Origin of the sequence: Nostocoides sp., assembly GCF_037045025.1 — a bacterium.
GTDB lineage: Bacteria > Actinomycetota > Actinomycetes > Actinomycetales > Dermatophilaceae > Nostocoides_A.
The window spans coordinates 46,014-70,537 of sequence record NZ_JBAOHM010000007.1; the positions used below are offsets into that span (position 1 = coordinate 46,014).

General features: G+C 69.2%; 25 protein-coding genes. 14 read left to right on the forward strand and 11 right to left on the reverse strand.

Annotated elements, in window-relative coordinates:
• Window positions 1-5 precede the first annotated feature (5 nt).
• From V9G19_RS04815 to V9G19_RS04845, 7 genes are all read left to right on the forward strand, one after another.
• Window positions 6-1,181 (forward strand): RCC1 domain-containing protein, encoded by a 1,176-nt coding sequence (locus V9G19_RS04815; RefSeq protein ID WP_462284359.1) that lies wholly within the window; start codon window positions 6-8, stop codon window positions 1,179-1,181.
• A gap of 132 nt (window positions 1,182-1,313) precedes the next feature.
• Complete coding sequence (locus V9G19_RS04820) at window positions 1,314-2,480, forward strand: glycerate kinase family protein (RefSeq protein WP_462284360.1); 1,167 nt, start codon at window positions 1,314-1,316, stop codon at window positions 2,478-2,480.
• Between the two features lie 139 nt (window positions 2,481-2,619).
• Window positions 2,620-2,985 carry an iron-sulfur cluster insertion protein ErpA gene (erpA, locus tag V9G19_RS04825; RefSeq protein WP_462284361.1) on the forward strand — a complete coding sequence of 122 codons (366 nt, stop codon included), beginning with the start codon at window positions 2,620-2,622 and terminating at the stop codon, window positions 2,983-2,985.
• 273 nt (window positions 2,986-3,258) lie between these two features.
• A complete protein-coding gene (locus tag V9G19_RS04830) occupies window positions 3,259-3,522 on the forward strand; it encodes a hypothetical protein (protein ID WP_462284362.1) in 264 nt (87 codons plus the stop codon).
• Between the two features lie 21 nt (window positions 3,523-3,543).
• Window positions 3,544-4,530, forward strand: coding sequence for a carbohydrate kinase family protein (locus V9G19_RS04835; protein ID WP_462284363.1), 987 nt, complete (start codon window positions 3,544-3,546; stop codon window positions 4,528-4,530).
• Window positions 4,531-4,573: 43 nt separating this feature from the next.
• On the forward strand, window positions 4,574-5,308 hold the full coding sequence (aat, locus tag V9G19_RS04840) for a leucyl/phenylalanyl-tRNA--protein transferase (protein WP_462284364.1): 735 nt from the start codon (window positions 4,574-4,576) through the stop codon (window positions 5,306-5,308).
• Window positions 5,296-6,492: a hypothetical protein gene (locus V9G19_RS04845; protein WP_462284365.1), complete on the forward strand. Its 1,197-nt coding sequence runs from the start codon at window positions 5,296-5,298 to the stop codon at window positions 6,490-6,492. Before aat ends, V9G19_RS04845 begins: the two co-directional genes overlap by 13 nt.
• Here the strand turns inward: V9G19_RS04845 and V9G19_RS04850 are convergent.
• Window positions 6,400-6,831, reverse strand: a complete 432-nt coding sequence (locus tag V9G19_RS04850; RefSeq protein ID WP_462284366.1) for a sulfurtransferase TusA family protein — start codon at window positions 6,829-6,831, stop codon at window positions 6,400-6,402. The genes V9G19_RS04845 and V9G19_RS04850 overlap by 93 nt on opposite strands.
• A complete protein-coding gene (locus V9G19_RS04855; protein WP_462284367.1) occupies window positions 6,723-7,511 on the reverse strand; it encodes an aminotransferase class V-fold PLP-dependent enzyme in 789 nt (262 codons plus the stop codon). The genes V9G19_RS04850 and V9G19_RS04855 overlap by 109 nt, the downstream gene beginning before the upstream one ends.
• Window positions 7,512-8,584: 1,073 nt before the next feature.
• On the opposite strand from V9G19_RS04855, the gene V9G19_RS04860 reads away from it, so the two are divergent.
• The 4 genes from V9G19_RS04860 to V9G19_RS04875 all read left to right on the forward strand — a co-directional run bounded on the left by V9G19_RS04860 (window position 8,585) and on the right by V9G19_RS04875 (window position 11,476).
• On the forward strand, window positions 8,585-8,929 hold the full coding sequence (locus V9G19_RS04860) for a cytochrome c oxidase subunit II (protein ID WP_462285023.1): 345 nt from the start codon (window positions 8,585-8,587) through the stop codon (window positions 8,927-8,929).
• Between the two features lies 1 nt (window position 8,930).
• Window positions 8,931-10,652 carry an aa3-type cytochrome oxidase subunit I gene (gene ctaD, locus V9G19_RS04865; RefSeq protein WP_462284368.1) on the forward strand — a complete coding sequence of 574 codons (1,722 nt, stop codon included), beginning with the start codon at window positions 8,931-8,933 and terminating at the stop codon, window positions 10,650-10,652.
• Complete coding sequence (locus V9G19_RS04870; protein WP_462284369.1) at window positions 10,652-11,053, forward strand: cytochrome c oxidase subunit 4; 402 nt, start codon at window positions 10,652-10,654, stop codon at window positions 11,051-11,053. The genes ctaD and V9G19_RS04870 overlap by 1 nt, the downstream gene beginning before the upstream one ends.
• A 123-nt stretch (window positions 11,054-11,176) precedes the next feature.
• The gene (locus V9G19_RS04875; RefSeq protein WP_462285024.1) at window positions 11,177-11,476 is read left to right on the forward strand and encodes a metallopeptidase family protein; all 300 of its coding nucleotides are present in this window, start codon (window positions 11,177-11,179) and stop codon (window positions 11,474-11,476) included.
• An 18-nt stretch (window positions 11,477-11,494) separates the two neighbouring features.
• Here the strand turns inward: V9G19_RS04875 and V9G19_RS04880 are convergent, their stop codons facing one another.
• A complete protein-coding gene (locus V9G19_RS04880; protein WP_462284370.1) occupies window positions 11,495-12,118 on the reverse strand; it encodes a rhomboid family intramembrane serine protease in 624 nt (207 codons plus the stop codon).
• A 102-nt stretch (window positions 12,119-12,220) separates the two neighbouring features.
• Between V9G19_RS04880 and V9G19_RS04885 the strand changes: the two genes are divergently transcribed.
• A complete protein-coding gene (locus tag V9G19_RS04885) occupies window positions 12,221-12,673 on the forward strand; it encodes a GtrA family protein (RefSeq protein ID WP_462284371.1) in 453 nt (150 codons plus the stop codon).
• 24 nt (window positions 12,674-12,697) lie between these two features.
• On the opposite strand, the gene qcrB is transcribed toward V9G19_RS04885, so the two are convergent.
• Genes qcrB through ctaE form a run of 4 tightly spaced genes read right to left on the reverse strand, consistent with a single transcriptional unit; the run spans window position 12,698 to window position 17,057 of the window.
• Window positions 12,698-14,443, reverse strand: a complete 1,746-nt coding sequence (gene qcrB / locus V9G19_RS04890) for a cytochrome bc1 complex cytochrome b subunit (protein ID WP_462284372.1) — start codon at window positions 14,441-14,443, stop codon at window positions 12,698-12,700.
• On the reverse strand, window positions 14,440-15,576 hold the full coding sequence (gene qcrA, locus V9G19_RS04895; RefSeq protein ID WP_462284373.1) for a cytochrome bc1 complex Rieske iron-sulfur subunit: 1,137 nt from the start codon (window positions 15,574-15,576) through the stop codon (window positions 14,440-14,442). Before qcrA ends, qcrB begins: the two co-directional genes overlap by 4 nt.
• Window positions 15,577-15,580: 4 nt before the next feature.
• Window positions 15,581-16,363 (reverse strand): cytochrome bc1 complex diheme cytochrome c subunit, encoded by a 783-nt coding sequence (qcrC, locus tag V9G19_RS04900; RefSeq protein WP_462284374.1) that lies wholly within the window; start codon window positions 16,361-16,363, stop codon window positions 15,581-15,583.
• A gap of 31 nt (window positions 16,364-16,394) precedes the next feature.
• Entirely contained in the window at window positions 16,395-17,057 is a 663-nt protein-coding gene (ctaE, locus tag V9G19_RS04905; protein ID WP_462284375.1) for an aa3-type cytochrome oxidase subunit III, read from the reverse strand.
• A gap of 94 nt (window positions 17,058-17,151) precedes the next feature.
• Here ctaE and V9G19_RS04910 point away from each other — a divergent pair, with 94 nt between their 5' ends.
• The gene (locus tag V9G19_RS04910; protein WP_462284376.1) at window positions 17,152-17,589 is read left to right on the forward strand and encodes a response regulator; all 438 of its coding nucleotides are present in this window, start codon (window positions 17,152-17,154) and stop codon (window positions 17,587-17,589) included.
• A gap of 10 nt (window positions 17,590-17,599) precedes the next feature.
• On the forward strand, window positions 17,600-18,688 hold the full coding sequence (trpD, locus tag V9G19_RS04915) for an anthranilate phosphoribosyltransferase (RefSeq protein WP_462284377.1): 1,089 nt from the start codon (window positions 17,600-17,602) through the stop codon (window positions 18,686-18,688).
• Window positions 18,689-18,703: 15 nt separating this feature from the next.
• Here the strand turns inward: trpD and V9G19_RS04920 are convergent, their stop codons facing one another.
• From V9G19_RS04920 to V9G19_RS04935, 4 genes are all read right to left on the reverse strand, one after another.
• Window positions 18,704-18,982, reverse strand: coding sequence for an Lrp/AsnC family transcriptional regulator (locus V9G19_RS04920; protein ID WP_462284378.1), 279 nt, complete (start codon window positions 18,980-18,982; stop codon window positions 18,704-18,706).
• Between the two features lie 10 nt (window positions 18,983-18,992).
• Window positions 18,993-20,723: a DEDD exonuclease domain-containing protein gene (locus V9G19_RS04925; protein WP_462284379.1), complete on the reverse strand. Its 1,731-nt coding sequence runs from the start codon at window positions 20,721-20,723 to the stop codon at window positions 18,993-18,995.
• 410 nt (window positions 20,724-21,133) lie between these two features.
• On the reverse strand, window positions 21,134-22,675 hold the full coding sequence (locus V9G19_RS04930) for a hypothetical protein (protein WP_462284380.1): 1,542 nt from the start codon (window positions 22,673-22,675) through the stop codon (window positions 21,134-21,136).
• Window positions 22,676-22,683: 8 nt separating this feature from the next.
• Window positions 22,684-24,474 (reverse strand): AMP-dependent synthetase/ligase, encoded by a 1,791-nt coding sequence (locus tag V9G19_RS04935; protein ID WP_462285025.1) that lies wholly within the window; start codon window positions 24,472-24,474, stop codon window positions 22,684-22,686.
• Window positions 24,475-24,524: the final 50 nt, after the last annotated feature.

Consider the following 24,524-nt stretch of genomic DNA (forward strand, 5'->3'; position numbering starts at 1 on the left):
ACGTCATGCCAGGAACACCCATCCGCCTGCTCGCCAGCTGCGCCGGCGCCGGACTGGCCCTCGTCTCGGGGGTCCCGAGCGCCGAAGCGGCGCTGCCCACCTTCCGGGTGGTCGTCGTCGGCGGCGATCACACCTGCGGCATCACCACGGCCGGTGGGGTGCGGTGTTGGGGACGCAACGACACCGGCCAGATCGGGGACGGGACCCGGGAAGACCGGTACGTCTCCACCCCCGTCGCCGGCCTGTCCTCCGGCGTCGCCTCGGTGAGCGTCGGCGGCAGCCATACCTGCGCGGTCATGGCCGACGGTGGGGTGCGCTGCTGGGGCCGCAACAGCAAGGGTCAGCTCGGTGACGGCACAAGGATCAACCGGCTGGTGCCGACGGTCGTGCCGGGCTTGAGCGGCATCGCCGCCGTGCGCGCCGGCGGCGCCCACACCTGCGCGGTCACGACGGGCGGGCAGGCCCGGTGCTGGGGCGATAACGCGTATGGCCAGCTCGGGGACGGCACCACGACCTTGCGGTTGACGCCCGTTGCCGTTGCCGGGCTGGGTCCGGTGCGCCAGATCAGCCCGAGCCTCGACTCCCACACCTGCGCCGTGACCACGGCCGGGGGCGTGAAGTGCTGGGGGCTGAACTACTTCGGCCAGTTGGGCGACGGGACGACCACCGACCGCACCCGCCCGGTCGCCGTGAGCGGGATGGGCAGCGGGGTCTCGGTGGTGGGGGCGGGCGGCTACTTCAGCTGCGCCCGAACGCCCGCGGGAGCCGTCAGGTGCTGGGGCTACAACGCCAGCGGTCAGCTCGGCGACGGCACTCGGATCACCCGGCACCGCCCGGTCGCGGTGTCCGGCTACGCCACCGGCGGAGTCGCCGGCCTGGCCGTCGGCGAAGATCATGCCTGCGTCAAGACGACGGCCGGCTGGCCGATGATGTGCTGGGGCGCCAACGGCTCCTATCAGCTCGGCGACGGCACGCCCACCGACCACTCCCGTCCGCACGCCGTGGGCAACCTGCGCACCGGCGCCACCTCCGTGACCGCCGGTCGCTACACCAGCTGCGCCATCACCCCGGGCAATGTGGCCAAGTGCTGGGGCGAGGGCACCTACGGCAAGGTCGGTCATGGCGACGAGGACTACCCCGGCGTCCCCACGTACTACGGGTACCCGGTGACCGTGCGCTAGCCGGGAGCCGTGGAACCTCTGCTAGCAGCAGTTGGCCGACCTCCGCATACCCTGCAACCTATGGGGGAGCCTGGGACCTTTGCTAGCAGACGTTCCTCGCTCCCCGGCCGGGCCCGCGGCTAGCCTGACCGGATGCACGTGGTCATTGCGCCGGACAGCTACGCCGGGACGCTGACCGCCACCCAGGCGGCGGGGGCGATGGCAGCCGGCTGGGCGCACGCGGCGCCGCACTGCGTGCTGACCCAGGTCCCGCTCTCCGACGGCGGGCCGGGCTTCCTCGGCGTCCTCGAGCGCGGCCTGGACGGACAGATGCTTGCCACCACGGTCCGCGACCCGCTCGGCCGCGAGGTTCCGGCAGGGGTGCTGGTGATCGAGGAGGAGCGGGGGCGCACGGCATACGTCGAAGCGGCGCAAGCCGTCGGTCTGCACCTGCTCGGCGCCAGCGAGCGCGACCCGGTAGTGACGACCAGTTATGGCGTCGGGCAGCTGCTGCGGGCAGCCCGAGACGCCGGCGCCACCCGGATCGTCGTCGGTCTCGGTGGCGGCGCCACCAACGACGGGGGAGCGGGGATGCTCGCCGCGCTCGGTGCCGGCTCGCCGGACGACCTCGCCCGCGGAGGCGCAGCCCTGGCCGACCTCGGCCCGGGCGGCCTCGCCGGGCTGGACCGGGTGATCGCCGACTGGAACAACATCGAGCTGATCGCGGCAACCGATGCCGACACCCCGCTCCTCGGTATGCAGGGCACCAGCGCGGTCTTCGGCCCACAGCTCGGCGCCACCGCCCAGCAGGCGCAAGACCTCGACCGTGCCCTCGGCCATTTCGTCGACCGGCTCGCCGGTCATCTGCCCCGCCGGACCGACCTGGTCTCGGGCACGCCGGTGCGGCTGGACAAGCAGCCGGGCAGCGGGGCGGGCGGCGGGCTGGGCTACGGCCTGCTCGTCCTCGGTGCACAGCTGCGCCCCGGCGTCGACCTCGTCCTGGCGGCCCTCGACCTGGCCACCCTCGTCGCCGCCGCCGACCTCGTCGTCACCGCCACCGGCACCTTCGACTGGCAGAGCCTGCGCGGCAGCGTCGTCAGCGGGATCGCGCAGCTCGCCCAGGCGGCGGCCACCCCGGCCGTCGTCATCGCCGGAGTGGTCCTTGTCGGGCGCCGCGAGACGATGGCCGTCGGCCTGTCCGGCAGCTACGCCGTGGCCGAAACCCCGGCCCAGCAGGAAGCCGCCCACGCCGACCCGGTGGGCACGCTGACGGCGCGCGCCGAGCGCGTCGCCCGGACCTGGTCGCCGCCGCCGCGGTGAGTTGCGCGGGCGTCGCATCCGGCGCCGTCGCGCGGAACCGCGTATCGTGGGGGCACTGCGGGAACACCACGCGCACCGGCTGGCGTTGACCGCCATGACGAGCCTGGTGCCGCCCCACGAGAGAGTTAGGACCTCATACATGACCGTTCAGGATCAGACGAACGTCGCCCAGACTGCCACCCACGGCGTGCTGCTGACCGATGTCGCCGCCGCCAAGGTCAAGTCCCTCCTGGAGCAGGAGGGCCGCGACGACCTGCGCCTGCGCGTCGGTGTCCAGCCGGGCGGGTGCTCCGGCTTGATTTACCAGCTCTACTTCGACGAGCGTACGCTCGACGGTGACCTGGTGCGCGACTTCGAGGGCGTCGAGGTCGTCGTGGACCGGATGAGCGCCCCCTACCTCGACGGCGCCACGATCGACTTCGCCGACACCATCGAGAAGCAGGGCTTCACCATCGACAACCCCAACGCGGGCAGCTCCTGCGCGTGCGGCGACAGCTTCAGCTGAGCCGCGCCAGACTCAGCCTCACCCAGCGGCCGGCCCGGCCTCGACCGGGCCGGCCGCGCCGTTGCCCGCGGGAACCGTCCGCCAGGCTCACCCGTCCATCTCGTATGCCGCCGCCGCGCCGCTCGATCGCCGCTCTCCTTGTGACCTTGGTCACCACGGCGGTAGTGGGCTGCGGCGCGCCCTGCGGGAGTTCGTCGAGCAGCTGCTCACCCTGCAGACCACCGGCACGGCATACGACGCCCCGAGCATCGCCGTCTACCGCATCGGCAACCCGTGGGTGCCTGCCCCATCGTCGAGCACTCCCGCCGGCACCCGCGCTCCGCAGTGGCCGCTCCAGACCCGGCCGGCGCCTTTGCCGCTGACCAGGACCAGACCTGCCTGGTCATCTCCGGCGCCGACGCCGTCCGCCTGCGCACGACGCTCGTGGGCGTCGACGCCGCCGCAACCTGGCGCATCCCCGGCGAGCCGAACCCCGTCACCTTGCTGTTCCGGCCCCTCGTGCCCGGCGACCCGGGCTGCTCGCGCACGCGGCGCTGAGCGGCAAGGCACAATGCCCCCGTGCAGATCCTCGTCACCGGTTCGATCGCCACCGACCACCTGATGACCTTCGAGGGCCGCTTCGCCGACTCGCTGGTCGTCGAGCAGCTCGACAAGATCTCGCTGTCCTTCCTCGCCCACGACCTGGAGATCCGCCGCGGCGGGATCGCCGCCAATATCGCCTTCGGGATGGCCAACCTCGGCATGCGGCCGATCCTCGTCGGCGCGGTGGGGGAGGACTTCGTCAGCTACCGCAGCTGGCTGGAGCGGCACGGCGTCGACTGCGAGTCGATCCACGTCTCGGGCACCAAGCACACCGCGCGCTTCGTCTGCACCACTGACTCCGACATGGCCCAGATCGCGACCTTCTATTCCGGGGCGATGAGCGAGGCCCGCCAGATCGAGCTCGGCCCGATCGCCCGGCGGGTGGGGGCCGCCGACTACGTGCTGATCGGGGCCAACGACCCGCAGGCGATGCTGCGGCATACCCGCGAATGCCGCGCCCGGCGCATCCCGTTCATCGCCGACCCCTCGCAGCAACTCGCGTTCAGCGACGGACCGGAGATCAAGGAACTCATCGACGGAGCCGCCTACCTGATCACCAACGAATACGAAGCCCGCCTGACCGAGCAGAAGACCGGCTGGACCCAGGCCGATATCGCCGAGCGGGTGACTCACCGGGTCACCACCCACGGCAAGGACGGGGTGACGATCGAGTCTCCGGGGCAGGAGCCGATCCATGTCGGCGTCGCCCAGGTCGCCCGCCTGGCCGACCCGACGGGAGTTGGGGATGCCTTCCGCGCCGGCTTCCTCGCCGGCCTGGGCGCCGGCTTCGGCCATCGCCGGTGCGCCGAGATGGGGTCGGTGCTGGCAGCACACGTCATCGAGACCGTCGGCACGCAGGAATACGAGCTGAGCAAGCGCGGCTTCCTGCGTCGGCTGGCCGAGGCCTATGGCGAGGAGTCGGCCACCGAGATCGCGCCGCACCTGCACTGCCCGCGCCCGTGAGCAATCTCGCCGGCCCACGCCGCTGAGCACCGATCACGTCCGTATGCCGCCGCCCGCGCCTCCCGTCGAGCCCCCGCCGAGTGGCTGGGACCTGGGCGCGGCGCTGGCCCGGGCCGGTCGCGACGACGTCATCGCGCTCGGGGCCGACCTGGAGCCGGGAACGCTCCTGCGGGCCTACCGCCAGGGCATCTTCCCGATGGGCCTGGACGGGATCCCCGCGATGGGCTGGTGGTCGCCGGTCCACCGCGGCGTCCTCGAGTCCGGCGCGCTGCACGTCAGCCGGTCGCTGCGGCGCTCGTGCCGCCACTACCGGGTCACCGTCGACCGCGCCTTCGCCGAGGTCGTCGCCGGCTGCGCGACCACCCGCACCACGGGGAACTGGATCACCCGGCCGATCGCCGCGGCATACGAACAATTGCACCGGCTGGGGTGGGCACACAGCATCGAGGTGTGGGACGCGCGTGGCGCGCTCGCCGGCGGCCTGTATGGCGTTGCCCTCGGCGGGCTGTTCGCCGGGGAGTCGATGTTTCACACCGGCACCGACGCCTCCAAGGTGGCGCTCGCCGGGCTGGTCGACGTCCTCGCCGCCGGCGGCCGCACCCACCTGCTCGACGTCCAGTGGCGCACCGAGCACCTGGCGAGCCTCGGGATCAGCGAGATCCCGCGGGCCGACTACCTCGCCCGGCTGCCGACGCTGCTCGCGCTGGCGGACGCCGATTGGGCGGGCGCATTCGCCGCCGGCTCGTGGGCAGCAACGACACCCCCATGGGCGACGTGACCGCCGGGGCAGGAGCGAACCGGACGGGGGCGAGCCCGGCGCCGGACGGGCTGATCTGGGCGTGGGCGTTGCCGCTGCTCGTGCGGGCGGTCACCTGCGGGGCGAGCGCGATCGTGGTGATGGTGTGGGCCCGGACCAGCGGGGCCAGCCAAACCCGCGACTGGTTGCAGCTGTGGGATGCCCGCTGGTATGCCCAGATTGCCGAGTCCGGTTATCCGGCCGGGATCCTGATCGCGCCCAACCGGGACCTGCTGGTCGGGACGGAGTTCGCCTTCTTCCCGCTCTTCCCCGCCGGAGCCGGGCTGCTCGCCCGGATCAGCGGCCTGACGCCCGCGTGGGCGTGCCTGCTGCTCGCCCTGGCCGCGAGCCTGCTGCTGGGACCGGTGACCTTCCGCGCCGCCCGCGGGGAGGGCGCTGGCCGGGCCGGCGCCCTGCTCGCCGTCGCGCTGCTCGGTGCGCTCCCAATGTCGGTCATCTTCATCGCCGGGTATGCCGAGGCGCTCTTCCTGCTCTTGGCCTTCCTCGCGCTCGTCGCCGCCCAGCAGCGGCAGTGGGCCCCGGTGGCCGTCTTCCTGCTGCTCGCCTCGCTAACCCGGCCGGCGGGCCTGGTCACCGCCGCCGGCGTCGGCGCCTACGGGCTGATCCACTGGCGCCGGCGCCGGGGTGCCCCGGGCGAGGCGGCCGCGATCGGTGCGGCGGCCCTGGTGGGTGCGCTCGGCATACCTGCGGTTTGGCAGTTTGTCGAGTGGCGCAGCGGCGTCGAGCGCGGGTGGTTTGTGGTGCAGGAGGCCGGGTGGGGGACGACCTTCGACCGGGGCCGCTCGACGTGGACCTTCGTCAAGCGCCTGGTCGTCGTCCGCGACCTGCCGCCGGTGTTGGCCGCGACCGTGGCCGCGCTGCTGCTGCTGGTGCTGCTGCTGACGGTGGCGCTGGTGGCCTCCTCGGCCGGGCGCCCCTTTGTTCCCTGGCTGCTGCTCGGCTGGATCTCGGTCATCGGGGCGTCGAACTTCTGGTACAGCCGTCCCCGCCTGCTGCTGGTCGACGCCGTGCTCGTCATCCCGGTCGCCGTAGTGCTGGCCGGGCGGGCCCGCTCACGGCTGGTTGTCATCGGAGGCGGCGCGCTCGTCGTGGCCAGCCTCCTCTTCGGCGCCTATCTGACCCTGACCTGGCCGTATGCCATCTGAACCCGCGCCGAGGACGACCTCGTAAGCCACGGCTCCACCGTCTCGCGGCGTTTCCGACCTCAGGGTATGCCCGCGCATCCGGCACCAGGCCGCCAGGTCGGGCCGAGTGGCGGGGTCGCTGGACAGGAGCACGAGCACCGTGCCCGGCCCGCCGCCACGTGCCGCGGCGGCGATCCGGATGATCGGCAGCGGGCAGCGCGCGCCCCGGGCGTCGACGTGGACCGGTTCGCTCACAGCTGATCGGCCCCCAGCCGGCGGCGGACGCCGGCGATGACCCGGGGGAGGGCCTCGATGAGCAACTCGACCGCTCGGCCTCGTTCCGGGGCGACCGCCTCCCACGGAAGGGTCACCCGCACATTGCCATGGGTGAGGACGCCGATGGCCGCCAGGACATGGCTCGGTTCGAGGGTCGAGGCGGTGCACGCCGACCCGGAGGCCACCGCCAGCCCGAGCCGGTCGAACTCGGTGACGATCGCCTCGCCGTCGACATAGAGGGCGCTGAAGGTGACCACGTGCGGCAGCCGGTTGTCGGGGTCGCCGACGACCTCGACGTCACGGACCGCGCCGGCCGCGGCGCGGATCCGGTCGGTCAGCTGACGGGCACCGGCCGCGTCGGCGTCCGCCACGGCGCCGGCCTGCTGCCACGCCTCGGCGGCCGCGAGCGCGAGCGGCACCCACACCGGCGAGTCTGCTCGCCCGAACTCGGCTTCGCGCGGTGGGCCGCTGCGCCCGAACCGGGTCCGCTCCGGGACCACGAGGATCCCCACCGGTGGGCCGCCGACGGTCGCGGCGTCCGCCGCCATCACGTCGTATGCCGTGGGCAGCGCCACCCGTCCCGCGCTCGCCGTCGCGTCGACGAGCAGGGGGACGCCAGCAGCGCGGCAGGCGGCGTGGGCCTGCTCCAGGGGCTGGCTGGTGGCCACTTCGCCGTTGGCGTGCTGGAGGGCGGCTACCGCCGTCCCTGGCTCCTCCACCGCGGCCGCCCAGGCATCGAGGTCGACCCGGCCGAGGCGGTCCACGGCGACCTCGGCGAGCAGCCTGGGGTCGGCGGCCTGCGCGGCGGCATACCGGCCCGGGAATCAAGATCGCGGAGTGCTCGACCGCGCTGGCGACCAGCCGGGAGCCGGTGCGCCGCCGCGGCCAGGCCAGGCCGTCCAGACCGGCGGCGATGGCGGCTCCGGCTCCGCCCGCGTGGAAGGTGACCTCACCGGGGCGGACGCCAAGGTGCCCGGCGAGCACCGCGCGGGCGTTATCGAGCAGCGCGCGAGCCTGACGCGCCCGCCGGTGCAGCCGCCTCGGATCGGCCCAGCCGGCGTCGACGGCGGCGAGCAGCGTGTCCGCGCGCCACCGGGTGCATCGGGCCCGGCGCCGCGTCCAGGCTCGGCGCGCGGCAATGACGATTGCGGCACGGAAGGTCACGTTACGGGACCCCTTGCTGCGCGGCGGGAAGGTCCTACGGTACCTTTTGTCCCAGCTCGATCCGTCCTGCACGGGCGGCCGGAAGCGTGTGAGGTTTCCATCTAGGTCAAAGAGGTGCGCGTTGCGTCTGCCACACTCCGGAACGGCCCGTCGGGGCCGCCGACGGCTCGGGATCGGGCTGACCGCCACGGCGGTCATGCTGAGCCTGGCCGGATGCGGGAAGTTCGGGGCCCAGGGCAAGCTGTCCAACGGCTACCTGCCCGAGGGGGCGACCGAGGGCGCCGACCGGGTCCGGTCGCTGTGGCTCGGTTCCTGGATCGCGGCGCTTGACCGTCGGCGTTCTCGTGTGGGGGCTGACGCTGTGGTGCGTTGTCGCCTACAAGCGCAAGAAGGACGACCCGCCACTGCCGATCCAGCTCAAGTACAACGTGCCGATCGAGATCCTCTACACGATCGTGCCGATCTTCATGATCGGAGTGCTGTTCTACTACACCGACCGGGACGAGCGTGCCCTGACCGACGTCAAGCAGACGCCCGGACGTCGTCATCAATGTCGTCGGCAAGCAGTGGAGCTGGGACTTCAACTACGTCACCGGCAACGCCCACGAGTCGGGCACCCAGGCCCAGCTGACCGGCAAACCCGGGGTCGAGGAAACGCTGCCCGACGCTCTACATCCCGGTCAACAAGCGGGTCGAGTTCCAGCTCACCGCCAATGACGTCATCCACTCCTTCTGGGTTCCGGTCTTCTTGCAGAAGCTCGACATGATTCCCGGACGGGTCAACAGCTTCCAGGTGGTGCCGACCCGGACCGGCACCTTCGCCGGCAAGTGCGCCGAGTTGTGCGGCGCCTACCACTCGCGGATGCTGTTCAACCTCAAGGTCGTCACCCAAGCGGAGTACGACCAGCACATTGCCGACCTGAAGGCCCAAGGCAACGAAGGCCTGCTGCCGCCATCGGTCCTGCGGACCCCGATCATCTCGCAGGACAAAGACAAAGTGACCACGGAGGGCAACTGACATGGCCAGCGTCACCTCGGACTCCACGCTGCTGCGCACCGCCGAGCGGGTCGAGCACAAACGCCTCGCCCCCGGGTCGACCGTCGTCAAATGGATCACGACGACCGACCACAAGGTGATCGGCAACCTCTACTTCATCACCAGCTTCGTGTGGTTCCTCATCGGCGGGATTATGGCGCTGGTGATCCGGCTGGAATTGTTCTCGCCCGGCATCCAGATCGTCGATGACGAGGACCAGTACAACCAGCTGTTCACCATGCACGGCACGATCATGTTGCTGTTGTTCGCGACGCCCCTGTTCGCCGCGTTCGCCAACGCGTTGGTGCCGCTGCAGATCGGCTCACCCGATGTGGCCTTCCCGCGGCTGAATATGTTCGCCTACTGGCTCTACCTGTTCGGCGGGTTGATCGCCGCCTTCGGGTTCTTGACCCCGATGGGCGCGGCCGCATTCGGCTGGTTCGCCTATGCTCCGCTGTCCAACTCGGTCTTCAGCCCGAGCATCGGCGGTGACCTGTGGGTCTTCGGCCTCGCGCTCGGTGGTTTTGGAACCATCCTCGGTGCGGTCAACTTCATCACGACGATCATCTGCATGCGCGCGCCCGGCATGACGATGTTCCGGATGCCGCTGTTCACCTGGACGATCCTGATCACCTCGCTGCTGATCATCTTGATCTTCCCGCCGCTGGCCGCCGCCCTGTTCGCGCTCGGCGCCGACCGCCGCTTCGGGGCCGACATCTTCGCCCCCGAGAACGGCGGACCGATCCTGTGGCAGCACATCTTCTGGTTCTTCGGCCACCCCGAGGTCTATGTCATCGCGCTGCCGTTCTTCGGGATCATCTCCGAGGTGCTACCCGTCTTCTCCCGCAAGCCGCTCTTCGGCTACAAGACGTTGATCTTCGCCACGATCGCGATCGCCGCCCTGTCGGTCAGCGTGTGGGCCCACCACATGTATGTCACCGGGCAAATCCTGTTGCCCTTCTTCGCGATCATGACGATGGCGATCGCGGTGCCCACAGGGGTGAAATTCTTTAACTGGATCGGCACCATGTGGGGCGGGCATCTGGTGTTCAGCACACCGATGATCTGGGCGATCGGCTTCCTCGTCACCTTCTTGTTCGGTGGTTTGACTGGCGTTATCCTCGCCAGCCCCGCACTGGACTTCAGCCTGTCTGACTCCTACTTCGTCGTCGCGCACTTCCACTACGTCGTCTTCGGCACCGTCACCTTCGCGATGTTCGCCGGATATTACTTCTGGTGGCCGAAACTGACCGGCCGGATGCTCGATGAGACGCTCGGCAAGATCCACTTCGTCCTGCTGTTCGTTGGCTTCCACATGACCTTCCTGATCCAGCACTGGGTCGGTCTGGACGGGATGCCGCGCCGGTATGCCGACTACATGCCCGAGGACGGGTTCACGCTGGCCAATCAGGTCTCGACGATCGGCTCGTTCATCCTGGGCGCCTCGATGATCCCGTTCATGTACAACGTGTGGAAGACGTGGAAGACGGCGCCGATCGTTGACTCCGACGACCCGTGGGGCTATGGCGCGTCGCTGGAGTGGGCGACGTCATGCCCGCCGCCGCGGCACAACTTCGAGTCGATCCCGCGGATTCGCTCCGAGCGGCCGGCCTTCGACCTTCACCATCCCGAGGCCGCACCGGCCTCGCTGCGGCGGGCCAACGCCGCGGATGCTCGTCGCCTTGCCCGGAAGGCCAACAACTGATGAAATCGAGCGTGTTGGTGTTCGGATTGATCGCCGTTTTCGGGGCGGTCATGGCACCCATCTATGGCATCGCGACCGACTGGAAAGAGCCGGTCGGGCCGGTCGGCCTGTTCCTCGCCGCCGGCCTCGGCGTCATGGTCGCCTTTTACCTGTGGCTGACCAACAAGCGCCTCGGGTACCTGCCGGATGACAACCCCGAAGGCGAGATCGCCGAGGCCGAGGGCGACTACGGCGACTTCTCGCCGCACAGCTGGTGGCCGCTGTGGCTGGCGCTGTCGGCGGCGGTCACCTTCATGGGAGTCGCAGTCGGCTGGTGGATGGTCGCCGTCGGCGCCTTCTTCGGGGTCTTTGCGCTCATCGGGTGGACGTTCGAGTACTACAAGGGCCCACATCACGCCTGACCCGAGCGGCATCGGGTCCGTGAACGCCACGTGAACGCCAGCGAGCAGAGCGCGGACGGGTTTGGCCGCGAGCGCTTTGCCGCTGCCGACTTTGACGCGGCTGTGCAGGAGGCACTCGACGCCATGCCGATCGAATTGATGAACCAGTTGGACAATGTCGCCTTCTTCGTTGAGGACGAGCCCGAGGAGGACGACGACCCCGACCTGCTGGGGATCTACGTCGGCACCGCCTTGACCGACCGGGACTCCGGCTGGGAGATGGGCAGCCTGCCCGACCGGATCGTCCTCTTCCGGGGGCCGCTGATGCGCATGTGCACCTCCCGCGAGGAGTTGCTTGAGGAGATCCAGGTGACCGTGGTCCACGAGATCGCCCATCATTTCGGCATCGATGACGCCCGCCTCCACGAACTCGGCTGGGGATAGCCGATCCGAACACAGACCTCAGCGGATCCAGGCCTGCCGGGGCTCGCGGCGCCCGACCAACCAGGCTGCCAGGATGCCCGCCAGCGCCCCAAAGAGGTGGCCCTGCCACGAGGTTCCGGGGCGGCCGGGCAGCACCCCCCAGAGCATGCCGCCGTAGACGAGGAAGAGCGTGATACCAAGCGCGATCTGTCCGGTCCGGCGGGTGAAGAAGCCGACGCTGATCACATAGGTGAACCAGCCGAAGACTAGGCCGGAGGCACCGATATGGATGCTGCCGCCCCCGCCGGTCAGCCAGGTCCCGAGCCCGCCGAGCAGCCAAACGATGGCCGTCACGAGCAGCCACCGCTGCAGGCCGGTGCACAGGATGATGAAGCCCAGCACGAGTACGGGCAGCGAATTGGCGAGCAGATGCCCCCAACCGCCGTGCAACAGCGGCGCCCACAGAATCCCCACCAGCCCATCCTCGGTGCGCGGGCGGATCCCGAGGCCGTCCAGGCGGTTGCCGACCAGCGTGTCCACGAACTCGCTCAACCAGAGCACGGCCACGAAAGCCGTGCTGCCGATCGCCGCGGAGGCGATCACGCCGCGGGAGCGGGTGCCCTCACGAGGGGCGGCCACTCGGCGGTATGCGGAGGAGGACATGGCACGACGATAGCCGAGCTCTCTGGGAGATCCCTCAACGCGAACGGATCGGCATCCGAGCCCCGGACTCGGCTGCCGGCCCGAGCGGGCACAATCACCCCCATGACCTCCACTTCGCCCACCGGACGCGGACGAGGCTCCTTCTTGGGTCAGGGGGCGCGCTTCGTCGTCATCGGCGGCCTCGGCACCGCGCTGTATGTCGGGTTGTTCTGGGTGTTCGCGCTGGTGATGGGCACCCAGAGCGCCAACATCTCCTCGTGGGTGCTCGCGACGGTGCTCGGTAATCTGCTGCACCGGCGCTACACGTATGGCGTCCGGGGCGGCCACTTGCGCCGCACCGACAATGTCGTCACGTTCGCGACCGCGCTGGTCGAGTTGGCGGCCAGCGCCGCCCTCCTGGAGGCGTTCAGCGGCGCCGGGGCGCTGTCGCAGGGTGGCCTGGTTGTCCTTGGGACGGTCGTCGGAGGCGCCCTGCGCTTCGTGCTTAACCGGGTCTGGTTCGCCCGCTCCGCGCCGAACATGAACGTGGCTGCGGCCGTCGACGCCTCCTCCTGAGGCGCCGCCGGCGGCCGACAGCCTTCAGTGCGTGCCGGTCGACCTCAGTGCGTGCCCGGCCCGGGAACCTTCCCCCGCCTCAATGGCCTCGTGGGCGTGACCGTCGTGATGCGCGGCGGCCAGCTCCTCCGGGGTCACCGGGTCGACGTGCTGGCCGAAGTAGAACCGCGACAACCGGGCCCGGCGCTTGGACGAGCGGCCACTGCGATCGGCCACACCGTGCGCATCGACGCCCGAGCCGAGTTCGAGCGGGACTTGCCGCTCCTGCTGCACCAACGGCCACCGGGTGTAGTCGTCAAGCGGCTCGTGGAGCTCGAAGAACTTGCCGTCGGCGGTGCGAACGACTCGCCCGGTCTCGCGGCCGTGCAGCACGAGGTTGCGGTCGGCGCGTTGCAGGCTCAGGCACATTCTGCGAGTCACCCAGAACGCGATGATCGGCAAGATGAAGACGCCGGCGCGGAAGAAGTAGGTGATGTCGTTGATCGACATATGCAGTTTGATCGCCATGATGTCGTTGCCGGCGGCAAACAACAGGGCGCCATAGAAGGTGAGGGCCGCGACTCCGAGCGCGGTGCGGGTCGGCTGGTTGCGGGGACGGTCCAACAGGTGATGCTCCCGCTTGTCGCCGGTGACCCAGGCCTCGATGAACGGATAGATCGCCATGATCCCGTACATCACCGGGATCAGCATCAGCGCCCCGATGGAGACGTTGAAGCTGAACGTGAACCCGAACGCCTCAAACTCCAGCCACCCGGGCAACAGCCGCAAGGCGCCGTCGGCGAAGCCCATATACCAGTCGGGCTGGGAGCCGGCGGTCACTGCTGACGGATCGTAGGGGCCATAGACCCAGATGGCGTTGATCTGGACCAGGGCCGACAACAAGGCGGTGAAGCCGAAGACGATGAAGAAGAACCCGCCGGCCTTGGCGGCATACACCGGCATGACCGGGAACCCGACGACATTGTCGTTGGTGCGCCCGGGACCGGGGTATTGGGTGTGCTTCTGCACCGCGACCATGACGATGTGGGCGGTGAACAGCCCGATCAATAGGGCTGGCAGGAGCAGGACGTGCAGGCCATAGAGCCGGGGGATAATCGCCTCGCCGGGGAAGTCACCGCCGAAGAAAATGTAGGCAAGATACGAGCCGATAACGGGGGCCGACAGCATGAAGCCCTGGGCAGCGCGGATGCCGGTTCCGGACAGCAGGTCGTCGGGGAGCGAGTAGCCCATGAAGCCCTCTAGGAGGGCGAGCAAGGACAAGATGCAGCCGATGATCCAGTTCATTTCGCGCGGCTTGCGGAAGGCGCCGGTGAAGAAGACGCGCAGCATGTGCGCGGACAATGCGACGATGAACATCAACGCGGCCCAGTGGTGCATCTGCCGGATGAGCAGACCGCCCTTGACATCGAAGGAGATGTTCAGCGACGAGGCATACGCCTCCGACATGTGCACGCCTTGCAACGGGATGTAGGACCCGTCATACGGGACATGCCCGGCGCTCGGGACGAACCAGAAGGTCAAGAAGACACCGGTCAGCAGGCAGATGATCATCGAATACATCGCGATCTCGCCGAGCATGAACGACCAGTGGTCGGGGAAGACCTTCTTCATCAAGTAGTTGACGGCCTTGGCCGGGCCGAGCCGGTCATCGACCCAGCCGACCACCCCGCCGAGCCGCTTGGCCCCCGCCGACGGCGGTGGGGTCGCCGGAGAATCCCCTTCCCGCAGGCGATCGGCGGGCCGGATGTTGTCCATGGATTCCGCGCTCATCCACGCTCCCAGAAGCTCGGGCCGACTGCCTGGTCGAAGGGCTGTTCGGCAATGAGGTAGCCCTGCTTGTCAATGGTGATCTTCAGCTGCGGGAGCGGTCGCCTCGCGGGGCCGAAGATCACCTTGCAGTCGTCGGTGACATCAAAAGTCGACTGGTGGCAGGGGCACAGCAGATGATGCGTGGTGCGTTCATACAGGCCGACCGGGCACCCGACATGGGTGCAGATTTTGGAGTAGGCGACGATGCCTTGATGGCTCCAGGAGAGCGCCTTTTGCCCCTCCGGGGTGGACTTGAAATCCGACGGGTCGAGCCGCATCAGCAGCACGGCAGCCTTGGCCTTCTCCTCCAGCATGCCGTGCTCGAGTTCGAGCAGTCCCTTGGGGAGCACGTGATAGACCGACCCGATCGTGACGTCCTCGGCCTTGATCTCCAGCCCTTCGGGATCGGTGACCAGCCGGGGACGTTCGAAGATCCGGTCCTGGTTGCCGTCGGCGTCCTCGCGGGGCGGGCCGTTCCAGTACGTCACCGACAAGCGGTTGTGGGGCAGCGGGCCGAGGCTGCCGACCAGCTGCACGAGCAGCGGCAGCGAGAACAGGCCCAGTGCGCCGCCCAGCGTGGCCTTGATGAGCGGCCGCCGGAAGAGCTGGCTCTCCTCGCCACCCGCACGCATGGTGTCGACAAAGCCGGCGCGCGCCTCGTCGCTGCTGCGCATCGGGTGACGCATCTCGACGGTCTCCTCGTCGGGCATCAGCGTCTTGGCCCAGTGCACGGCCCCCAGACCGATACCCAAGAGGCCGAGACCGATGCCGATCCCGAGGAGCAGGTTGATTGTCGAGACGTGACCCAGGCCGGGAATCCAGCTGCGGTGACTTGCCGGGAAGGCGAAGTAGGCGACCAGAGCGACCAGGGTGCCGAGCATCGAGAGCAGGAACAACCCCGCCACCTGACGCTCGGCGCGTTTGGCGCCCTTATCGTCGAGATCGGACATCCGTGGCACATGAGGCGGCAGGCCCGGGTTGGTGAACTGCGCCGGGATGCCGCCATCACCGACGTGGTGGCCCTCATCAAGCCGCACCACGGTCGAGCCGTGCGCGTCGGGGTTGTCGGTGTCGAGGTTGTGACCGTCCGCCATCGCCTTAGGCGCCCTTCTGTCCGAGCCAGTACGCAGAACCGATGAGTATGCCGAGGCCGAAGATCCAGGCAACCAGACCCTCCGGCACTGGGCCGAGCGAGCCGAGCGCCATCCCGCCGGGGTTACCTTCGTCCTGCATCACCTTCAGGTAGGCGACAACATCGCGCTTTGCCTCGGGGGAGAGGTTCTTATCGTTGAAGACCGGCATGCTCTGTGGGCCGGTGAGCAGGGCTTCGATGATGTGCTTGGCGTCGGCGTGCTTCAGGCCCGGGGCGTACTTGCCGCGGGTCAACGCACCACCGGCGCCGGCCGAGTTATGGCACATCGAGCAATTGGTGCGGAAGATCTCCCCACCTCGACCGGGATCACCCTTGGTGTAGTCGGTCTCTTCCTCCGAGGGAACGGCCGGGCCGGGGGCCAGGGAGGCGACATAGGCGCCGATCGCGGCGATCTGCTCCTCGGAGAAGCTTGCCGGGACGCGTGGCGCCTGCACGCCGGGTCCGGCCAGCGGCATCCGTCCGGTGCCCATCTGGAAGTCCACCGCGGCCGCACCGACGCCAGCGAGGTTAGGGCCCTCGTCGGTTCCCAGCGCCCCGGTGCCATGGCAACTCGCGCAGTTGGTGAGGAAGAGCTGACGGCCCTCGTCGACCTGGTCGGCGCTCGCCTCCGCCGCGACGGCGGGTTTGGGGGCCAAGGCGGCATACAAGGAGCCGGTGGCAATCAACCCGAAGAGCAGCAGCAGTGCGATCGCCGCGGGATGACGCCGGCGGCTGGCCAGTGCGTTCACTCGTTGTCCTTCCGTTGCTGATCGACCGGGGTCACTTGAGCAAGTAGATCGTCGCGAACAGGGCAATCCACACGACGTCGACGAAGTGCCAGTAGTAGGAGGTCACGACGGCACCGGTCGCCTGCGCGTGGCTGTAATGCCGGGTGGTGAAGGTGCGTCCGATGATCAGGAGGAAGGCCAGCAGCCCGCCGGTCACGTGCATTCCGTGGAAGCCGGTGGTGATGTAGAAGACCGAGCCGTAGCCATCCGAGGCCAGCGTGATGCCGTCGTGGACCAGGTGGGCGTATTCGAAGACCTGGCCGGCGATGAACATCGCGCCGAAGATGTAGGTCAGGACATACCACTCGCGCATGCCCCAGCCGGCGATATTGAACAGGCTGCCGGTCCGGGCCGGTTGGCCGTGCTCGGCCTTGTAGACGCCGAGCTGGCACCACACCGACGAGACAACGAGCACGATGGTGTTGGCGGTCGCGAACGGCACGTTCAGGATTTGCGTGTGCTGCTCCCACAGATCGGGACGCACTTCGCGAATCGTGAAGTACATGGCGAACAGTCCGGCGAAGAACATCAGCTCGCTGGAGAGCCAGACGATCGTCCCCACCGAGACCAGATTGGGTCGGGTCGCGGGCGCCAGGGCCGCATGGCCCGGCGGATGTGCGGACGAGCCGGATGGAAGCGCGGATGCAGTGGCCACGGCGTCATTATGTCGGTAAACGTTTCGCGGGCGCAGCCGACCCCCCGATAACTGTTGCGTCGCAGTTTCGGGCCCGGCCAGTAGGCTGGTTGTCATGGCGTCCAGCGCACTGACTCATCCCTCTGCCGAGCCCGCCGCCGCGGCCGGCCCCCGCGCCCTGTCGATCCTGCTGTATAGCGACGACATCACGACTCGGGATGCCGTTCGGGCGGCTGTCGGCCGTCGGCCGAGCAAGGATCTACGCGTGGACTCGTGGCACGAATGCGCAACGATGCCGGCGGTCATCGAGACGGTCGAAAACGGGTCGTTCGACCTGTTGATCCTCGACGGCGAGTCCGCGCCCGGTGGGATGGGCTTGTGCCGGCAGCTGAAGAACGAGATCTACGACTGCCCGCCGGTGTTGCTGCTCACCGGCCGGCCCCAAGACGTCTGGCTGGCGGCGTGGTCGCTGGCCGATGCGGCAGTGCCGCAGCCGATCGATGCCCTGGCCGTGTGCGCGGGGATCGAGCAGGCCTTGGCATCGACCTCCTAGCGAGGCAGCGATGACCGCACCGGGTGCCTCGCCTGGGACCAATTGGGCCGATGTGCTCACCGCATTGCTTGCCGGCCAGGCCCTGACGCCCGAGAGCGCGGGGTGGGCGATGGACCAGATCATGTCCGGTGATGCCAGCCCCTCCCAGGTGGCCGGCTTCTTGATGGCGTTGCGGGCCAAGGGTGAGACGGTCGCCGAGTTGCGCGCTATCGCCGATGTCATGCTCGAACACTCCCACCGGTTTGGGGTGGCCGAGCCGAGCATCGACATTGTCGGAACCGGCGGGGACCGCGCGCATACGGTCAACATCTCGACAATGTCGGCGATCGTGTTGGCGGGAGCCGGCCTACGGGTGGTCAAACACGGCAACCGGGCGGCGTCGTCGTCTTCCGGGGCGGCCGACGTCCTCGAGAGTCTCGGGGTCGACTTGACGTTGACCCCTGAGCAGGTGCGGGCCGTGGTCGATCGAGCGGGGATCACCTTCTGCTTTGCCCAGGCCTTCCACCCCTCGATGCGGCACGCCGCGCCGACCCGGCGCGAACTGGGGGTCGCGACCGTGTTCAACTCGCTGGGCCCGCTGACCAATCCCGCCCAGCCCACGTATGCCGCAGTCGGCGTCGCGGACGCGCGGATGGCACCGCTCATCGCGGGTGTCTTCGCCGGCCGCGGCCGCTCGGCCGTGGTTTTCCGCGGCGATGACGGGCTGGATGAGCTGACCATCGCGGCCCCGTCGCGGCTGTGGTGGGTGGCCGGCGGGGCGATCACTGAGCACGTGATCAGCCCGGAGGATGTCGGCCTGGCTCGATCACCGCTGGAGTCGCTGCGCGGGGGCGATCCGGCGCACAACGCTGCCGTCGTGCACGTTCTGCTGGGCGGCGAGCCCGGTCCGGTTCGCGATGCGGTCGTGCTCAACGCTGGAACCGCGATCGCCCTGGCCTCAGGTGCCGTCCCCGACGACGCGGTCACCACGGCGGCGATCCACGCCTCGATCCGCAACGGAGTGCAGGAGGCGGCGCAGACGATCGACTCGGGGGCCGCCGCCGACGCCCTGCACCGCTGGATCGAGGCGACCCGCGCCGTGGCCGCAAACGCGGACTAGCCGACTACCAGCCGACTACTCGATCCCGAGGCTGAACGCCGCCTCCAAGTCGTGCTTGGAGTAGGCGCGAAAGGCGATATGGGTGTCGGTGCTGCGGACCCCGGGCACCTTGTTGAGGTGGTCGGCGATGACCGTGGCCATGTCGTCGTGATGGCGCACTCGCACCATGGCGATCAAGTCGGCGGTGCCGGTCACCGAATAAACCTCGGTGACACCGTCAAGATCGGCGATCTGTTGGGCCACCTCGGGGATCTGGTCGACTTCGGCGTTGATCAGGACGATGGCGGTGATCATGGCTCCCATGCTAGGGGGGCTGCGACCGGTCGAGCCCATGGTCAAGCAGCTGGGCGAACTTGGCTGCTCCACCGACCGGGCAGCTCCACTCGCCGTCGACGTCGACCAGCCGCACTCCCGGCTCCTCGAGCCAGCGCAGCACCTTCTCGGTTTCTTCGACGACGGCGGCCGGTGTCGGGCCGGCCGGGGGAAACACATCCTCGGCGCTGGCTCGCAGGGCCGCCACGTAGGGCATCGGATCGGCGCCGCGGGGACTACGCGTGCTGCCGGCCAGCCGGCCGTGACGGACGCAGATGATCTCCCAACCGCCGAGCGGGTTGCGCCGCGCGGCGAGCAACAGCGCTGCCCGGGCGAGCGGGGCGATGCGTTGGGCCCGGGTCAGCCCGCGCACGAGCGTGCTCAGCCGGTCGCGGACTGTCGCGGCGTCCTCGTACCGCTCCTGCGTCGCCAGGTCCGTCATCCGGTGGTGCAGGCGATCGATGAACTGGCCGGGATCGCCGCGTAGCGCGCCGCTGGTCCGGTCGACGATCGGGGCATAGTCCGCCGGCGTCAACGTGCCCAGGCACGGCGCCGGACACCGGCCCATGTCCGCGAGCGCACACGAGGGTGAGGCTCGCCCAACGGGGATGCGGTGGGTGCATTGCCGCAGTTCGACGGCATCGTGGAGGGCGGCGACCGCGTCCTGGGCAGCGGCGCGGGAAGCGAACGGGCCGAGATGAGCTGGGTCACCGCAGATCTGCCGCACGACGGACAACCGCGGAAAGGGCTCGGTCGTGAGCGTCACCCAGAACGCCTTCTCGGGATGCCGCGAGCGCCGGTTGTAGGGCGGTTTGTGCTCGGCGATCAGGCGCACCTCGCGCACCTGCGCCTCCAGCGCGGTGGCGCACACGATCGGCGTGACGCTCTCGGCGAGCCGGAGCATCTCGCCCATGCGCGGGCGTTGCTCGGAGGCGGTGAAATAGGACCGGACCCGGGTGCGGATGCCCACGGAGGTGCCGACATAGAGGACCCGGCCGGCGCCGTCCTTGAACAGGTAGACCCCGGGTGCGTCGGGCAGGCCGTCGGCCAGATGTCGTTTGCGTCGCCGCTCTTGCGGGACCCGCCGCGAGTAGCCGCTCAACTCCTCCAGGGTCGTCACGCCGAGGCCGCCGAGGCGTCCGAGCAGGCCGTGAAGGACGTCGACCGTGGCTTGTGCGTCGTGCAGGGCACGGTGGTCGGGAACGACGGCCGCGTGAAAGAGGCGGGCCAGTGAGGCGAGACGGTGGTTGGGTGCCTCATCGCGGGTCACGAGGGCACGGGCGAGGTGGACGGTGTCGATGACGACGGGGTCGGGCCAGCGGGCGCCGGTGGCCCGGGCGGCGGCCTTGAGGAAGCCGGTGTCGAAGCGGGCGTTGTGGGCGACGAGAACGGCTCCAGCGGCGAACTCCAAGAAGGCCGGCAGGGCGGCCTCGATGCGGGGGGCGCCGGCCAACATGGCATCGGTGATGCCGGTCAGGACGGTGATGACCTGCGGCAGCGGCCGGTGCGGGTTGACGAGGGTCTGGAACTGGCCGAGGACCTCGCCGCCGCAGACCTTGACGGCGCCGATCTCGGTGATGCGGTCCTCGGCGCTATTGCTGCCGGTCGTTTCCAGGTCAACGACGACGAAGGTGACCTGGTGCAGCGGGGTCCCGGCGACGGCCTCCTCGAAGGGGAGCATGTCGGGGCTGGCGCCGGGAGCTGGCAAGGAGGTGACCGTCATGGCACGCGAGGGTAGGCGTGGGCACCGACAACCCCTCACGAGCGAGGGTGAGCCGTAGCCCGTTGAGGATCACGTCACGTCCGCCCCGAGCGCTGCGACGGCAGGGGTTGTCGGTGGGGGCGATTAGCGTGCGATGCGAGCGGTGGTGATCGGCCGCCGAGGTCAGTGAAGGTCAGTAAAGGAGTGATCCGCCATGTGGATTGGATGCGATGGCTGCCCCATCCAGGGCAGCGCGCGAGCGGCGGCCTACTGTCACACGTGCGTGCTGCCCGCCTTCGTCGAGTTGCGCTCTCGTGGCCCGGCACCGGTGTCTGAGCGGGCCGAACGTGACGCCGACGAAGCCGAGCAGACCGTGCCGCTAGATCGCGCGGAGCGGGCCGCAGTCACCGCACTGGTGGGGGCGGGCTTGATCACCCCGCAGGTCGCGGCCGCGGCTCGGGCACGACCGAATCGGCCCGATCGTCGGGTGGCGGGGTGAACCTGTCTGTCAACCTGTGGGTGAGGGTCGCCGCGTCCACCACGAGGGAGAGCCCGACGATGGCCGCGACCAGCCAGTACTGGTTGTAGAAGGCCTGCTTGTTGACCAGATTGGCCACCAGCAGCACGAGCGCCGACCACCGCAGCACGGTCCCGAGCGGGGGGTCGTGACGACGGATGGTGAGCATCGCGAGGGCGAGCGTGCCGGCAACGATGACGCCGGTCATCCAGAACGGTGGGGCTATTCCCCAGGTGTTGAGCGCCAGCAGATACCACGTGTTGGCAAAACGGATGGGGTGGAAGTCGATCAAGAAGGTGAGAGTGTCATGCACGAAGTCCGCGGGAGCCGTGACGAACCAGGGAGCGATGAGCAAACTGGTGAGCGCGCCCGTGGCCATCACCTTCGCGACACCGAAGGGTCGCCACACCAGCAGCACCAGGAGCAGGAGGACGAGATGCTGTTTGCTCGCGCACGCCAATGCCAGCGGGATGACTGCCCACCAGGGTCGGTCGCGGACCAGCAGCAGCGCCCACCAGACCAGGGCGGCAAAGAGCAGCGGCTCGGTCCAGGCCTGATCGACCTGGGTCAGGGTCCCTGGAGCCAGCAACACCAAGGCCGTGACCGCAGCCGCGGTCCACCGTGCTCGATCAGTCGCCTCGGCAGCGGTGTCAACGACGGCGCAATCGGTTTGGCCGGCGACGCCACTGGCTTGGACCGCGACCTCATTGGATTGACCCGCGACGGCGTTGGCTCGGACGACGGCGTCACAGGTGCGGGCGGCAACGCCTTCGGCGGTGTTGGTCCGGCCGATCAAGAGCAGCCCGACAGCGGCCAGGAGCATCCAGACGAGCATCATCCAGCGCACATCGCCGGCCACGAGCCGGCCGGGAGCCAAGAGCACGGCGCTCCACGGCAGATAGGTGAAGGCATCCTTGACGCCCGGGGAGCCGGTCCAGGTGACCGAATAGAAGTTCACGCCGTCGACCAAGGCATCGGCCGCCTGTTGCAGCGTCACCCAGACATCGATCCGCGGGGCCGGATCGGCTCGGATGACGGCGGCGCCGACCACGGCATACGAGATCACCGCGCACGCCCAGGCGAGCGTGGGCCGGCGCAGCAGGACGAGCGTGATCGCACACACCAGTGCCGTCAGCGCTTCGAGGAGGCGCAGCCGCAGCTCAATCCGGTCAGGCACATAGCTGAACAGGGGGACAGCGAGCGTGATCGGCACGCTGCCGAGCACACCCACGGCGAGCGCGCCCGAGTCCAGCACGACCTTGGCGCGCGCCAGCAGCCACCAGGCGAGCAGCGCTGCGGTCACCGTCAAGGTGAGGACGATGCTGATGCGGAAGCGGACGACGCTCCACTGGAGCACTCCGAAGTAGGCCACCCAGGCGAGCGCGAGGAGCAGCGCGGTGGGCGGCGCCGCCCGGCCGGGGACGCTGCGGGGGCGGCGGCTGGCGGTGCGGCGCACTGCGGCGGTCAGGAGTACAACTCGGCGATCTCGTCCGCGAAGTCCGAGGTGACAACGGTGCGCTTCAGCTTCAGCGACGGGGTGAGGTAGCCGTTCTCCTCGGTGAAGTCGCCCGGGATGACGACGAACTTGCGGATCGACTCTGCCTTGGAGACCGCCTTGTTGGCGTCGTCGACCGCCTGCTGCAACTCCTGAAGCACCACGTTGTCGGTGCGCGCCGCGTCCGTGGTCAGCTCGCCGAGTCCCTTGGTCTGTGCCCAGCCGGGGAGCATCTCCTCATCAAGGGTGAGCAGCGCACCGATGAACGGTTTCTGGTCGCCGACGACGATGCACTGGGAGACCAGGGGATGGGCGCGCAACCGGTCCTCCAGGACTGCGGGGGCGACATTCTTGCCGCCCGCCGTGACGAGGATCTCCTTCTTGCGGCCGGTGATGCTCAGGTAGCCGTCGTCATCGAGGGCGCCGATATCGCCGGTCCGCAGCCAGCCGTCGTCGAGCGCGTCGGCGGTGGCGGCCGCATTGTCGCGGTATTGCTGGAAGACTCCGACCCCGCTGATCAGGATTTCACCGTCGTCGGCAATCTTGATCGTCACTCCGGGCAGCGGGGCGCCGACGGTGCCGATCTTGATCTTGTCGGGCACGTTCACCGTGGCCGGTGCGGTCGTCTCGGTCAGGCCGTAGCCCTCCAGCACGGTGACGCCGATGCCGCGGAAGAAGTGCCCGAGACGGGAGCCCAGCGGCGCGCCGCCGGAGACGGCATAGTGCACCTGCCCGCCCATCAGGGAGCGCAGCCGGGCATAGACGAGCCGGTCGAAGACCAGGTGCCGCACCCGCAGCAGCGGGCGCGCGCCGCGGGGATGGTCCTTGGCCTGCGAATACGCGATGGCCGTGGCCGAGGCCATCGCGAAGATCCTGCCCTTGCCGCCAACCTGCGCGGTCTGCTCGGCCTTGTTGTAGATCTTCTCGAAGATGCGGGGGACCGCCAGGATGTAGGTCGGTTTGAAAGACCCGAAATCGTCAAGGATGTTGGCGATATCGCTGCTGTGGCCCAGCCGACACTGCGCCACGACGGCCAGCACCTCGATGAACCGCGCAAAGACGTGGGCCAAGGGCAGGAAAAGCAAGGTCGAGGCGCCGTTGGCGCGGACGACGACGGCCAGCGACTCCGTGGCCTGCTCGGCGAGGGTCAAGAAGTTGCCGTGGGTCAGCTCGCAGCCCTTGGGACGCCCGGTCGTGCCGGAGGTATAGATGACGGTGGCCACGCTGGCGCGGTCCAGGGACGCGACCCGCTCGTCGAGGTCGGCGTCGCTGACCTGGTCTCCGGTCGCCGCGAGCGCGTCCAGGTCGCCGGCCTCGATCTGCCAGACCTGGGTCAGCTGCGGGACTTCGCCGCGAATGGAGTCGACGAGGGCCGAGTGAGCGGGTGTCTCGACGATGATGGCACGCACGCCGGAATCGGCCAGAATCCAGGTGACCTGCTCGGCTGAGGAGGTCTCGTAGATCGGGACCGGGATCAGCCCGGCGCTCCACGCAGCGAAGTCGGCGAGGGTCCACTCGTAGCGGGTCTTGCTCATGATCGCCACCCGGTCGCCGGGGTTGAGCCCCGCGGCGATCAGGCCCTTGGCCAGCGCCCGCACCTCGGCGTTGAACTGAGCCGCAGACACATCCAGCCAGCCGCCGCCGCTCTTGCGGGAGAAGGCGATCGCCTGTGGATCGGCCGCGGCGTTGCGCCCCGGGAGATCGGCCAGGCTGTCGCTGGGATTGGCGTCAACGAGCATGGGCGCGCTGTATTCGGACACGATGACTGACAACTCCTGGGCCTGCCGGGGCGAAACGAGACGAACGAGGA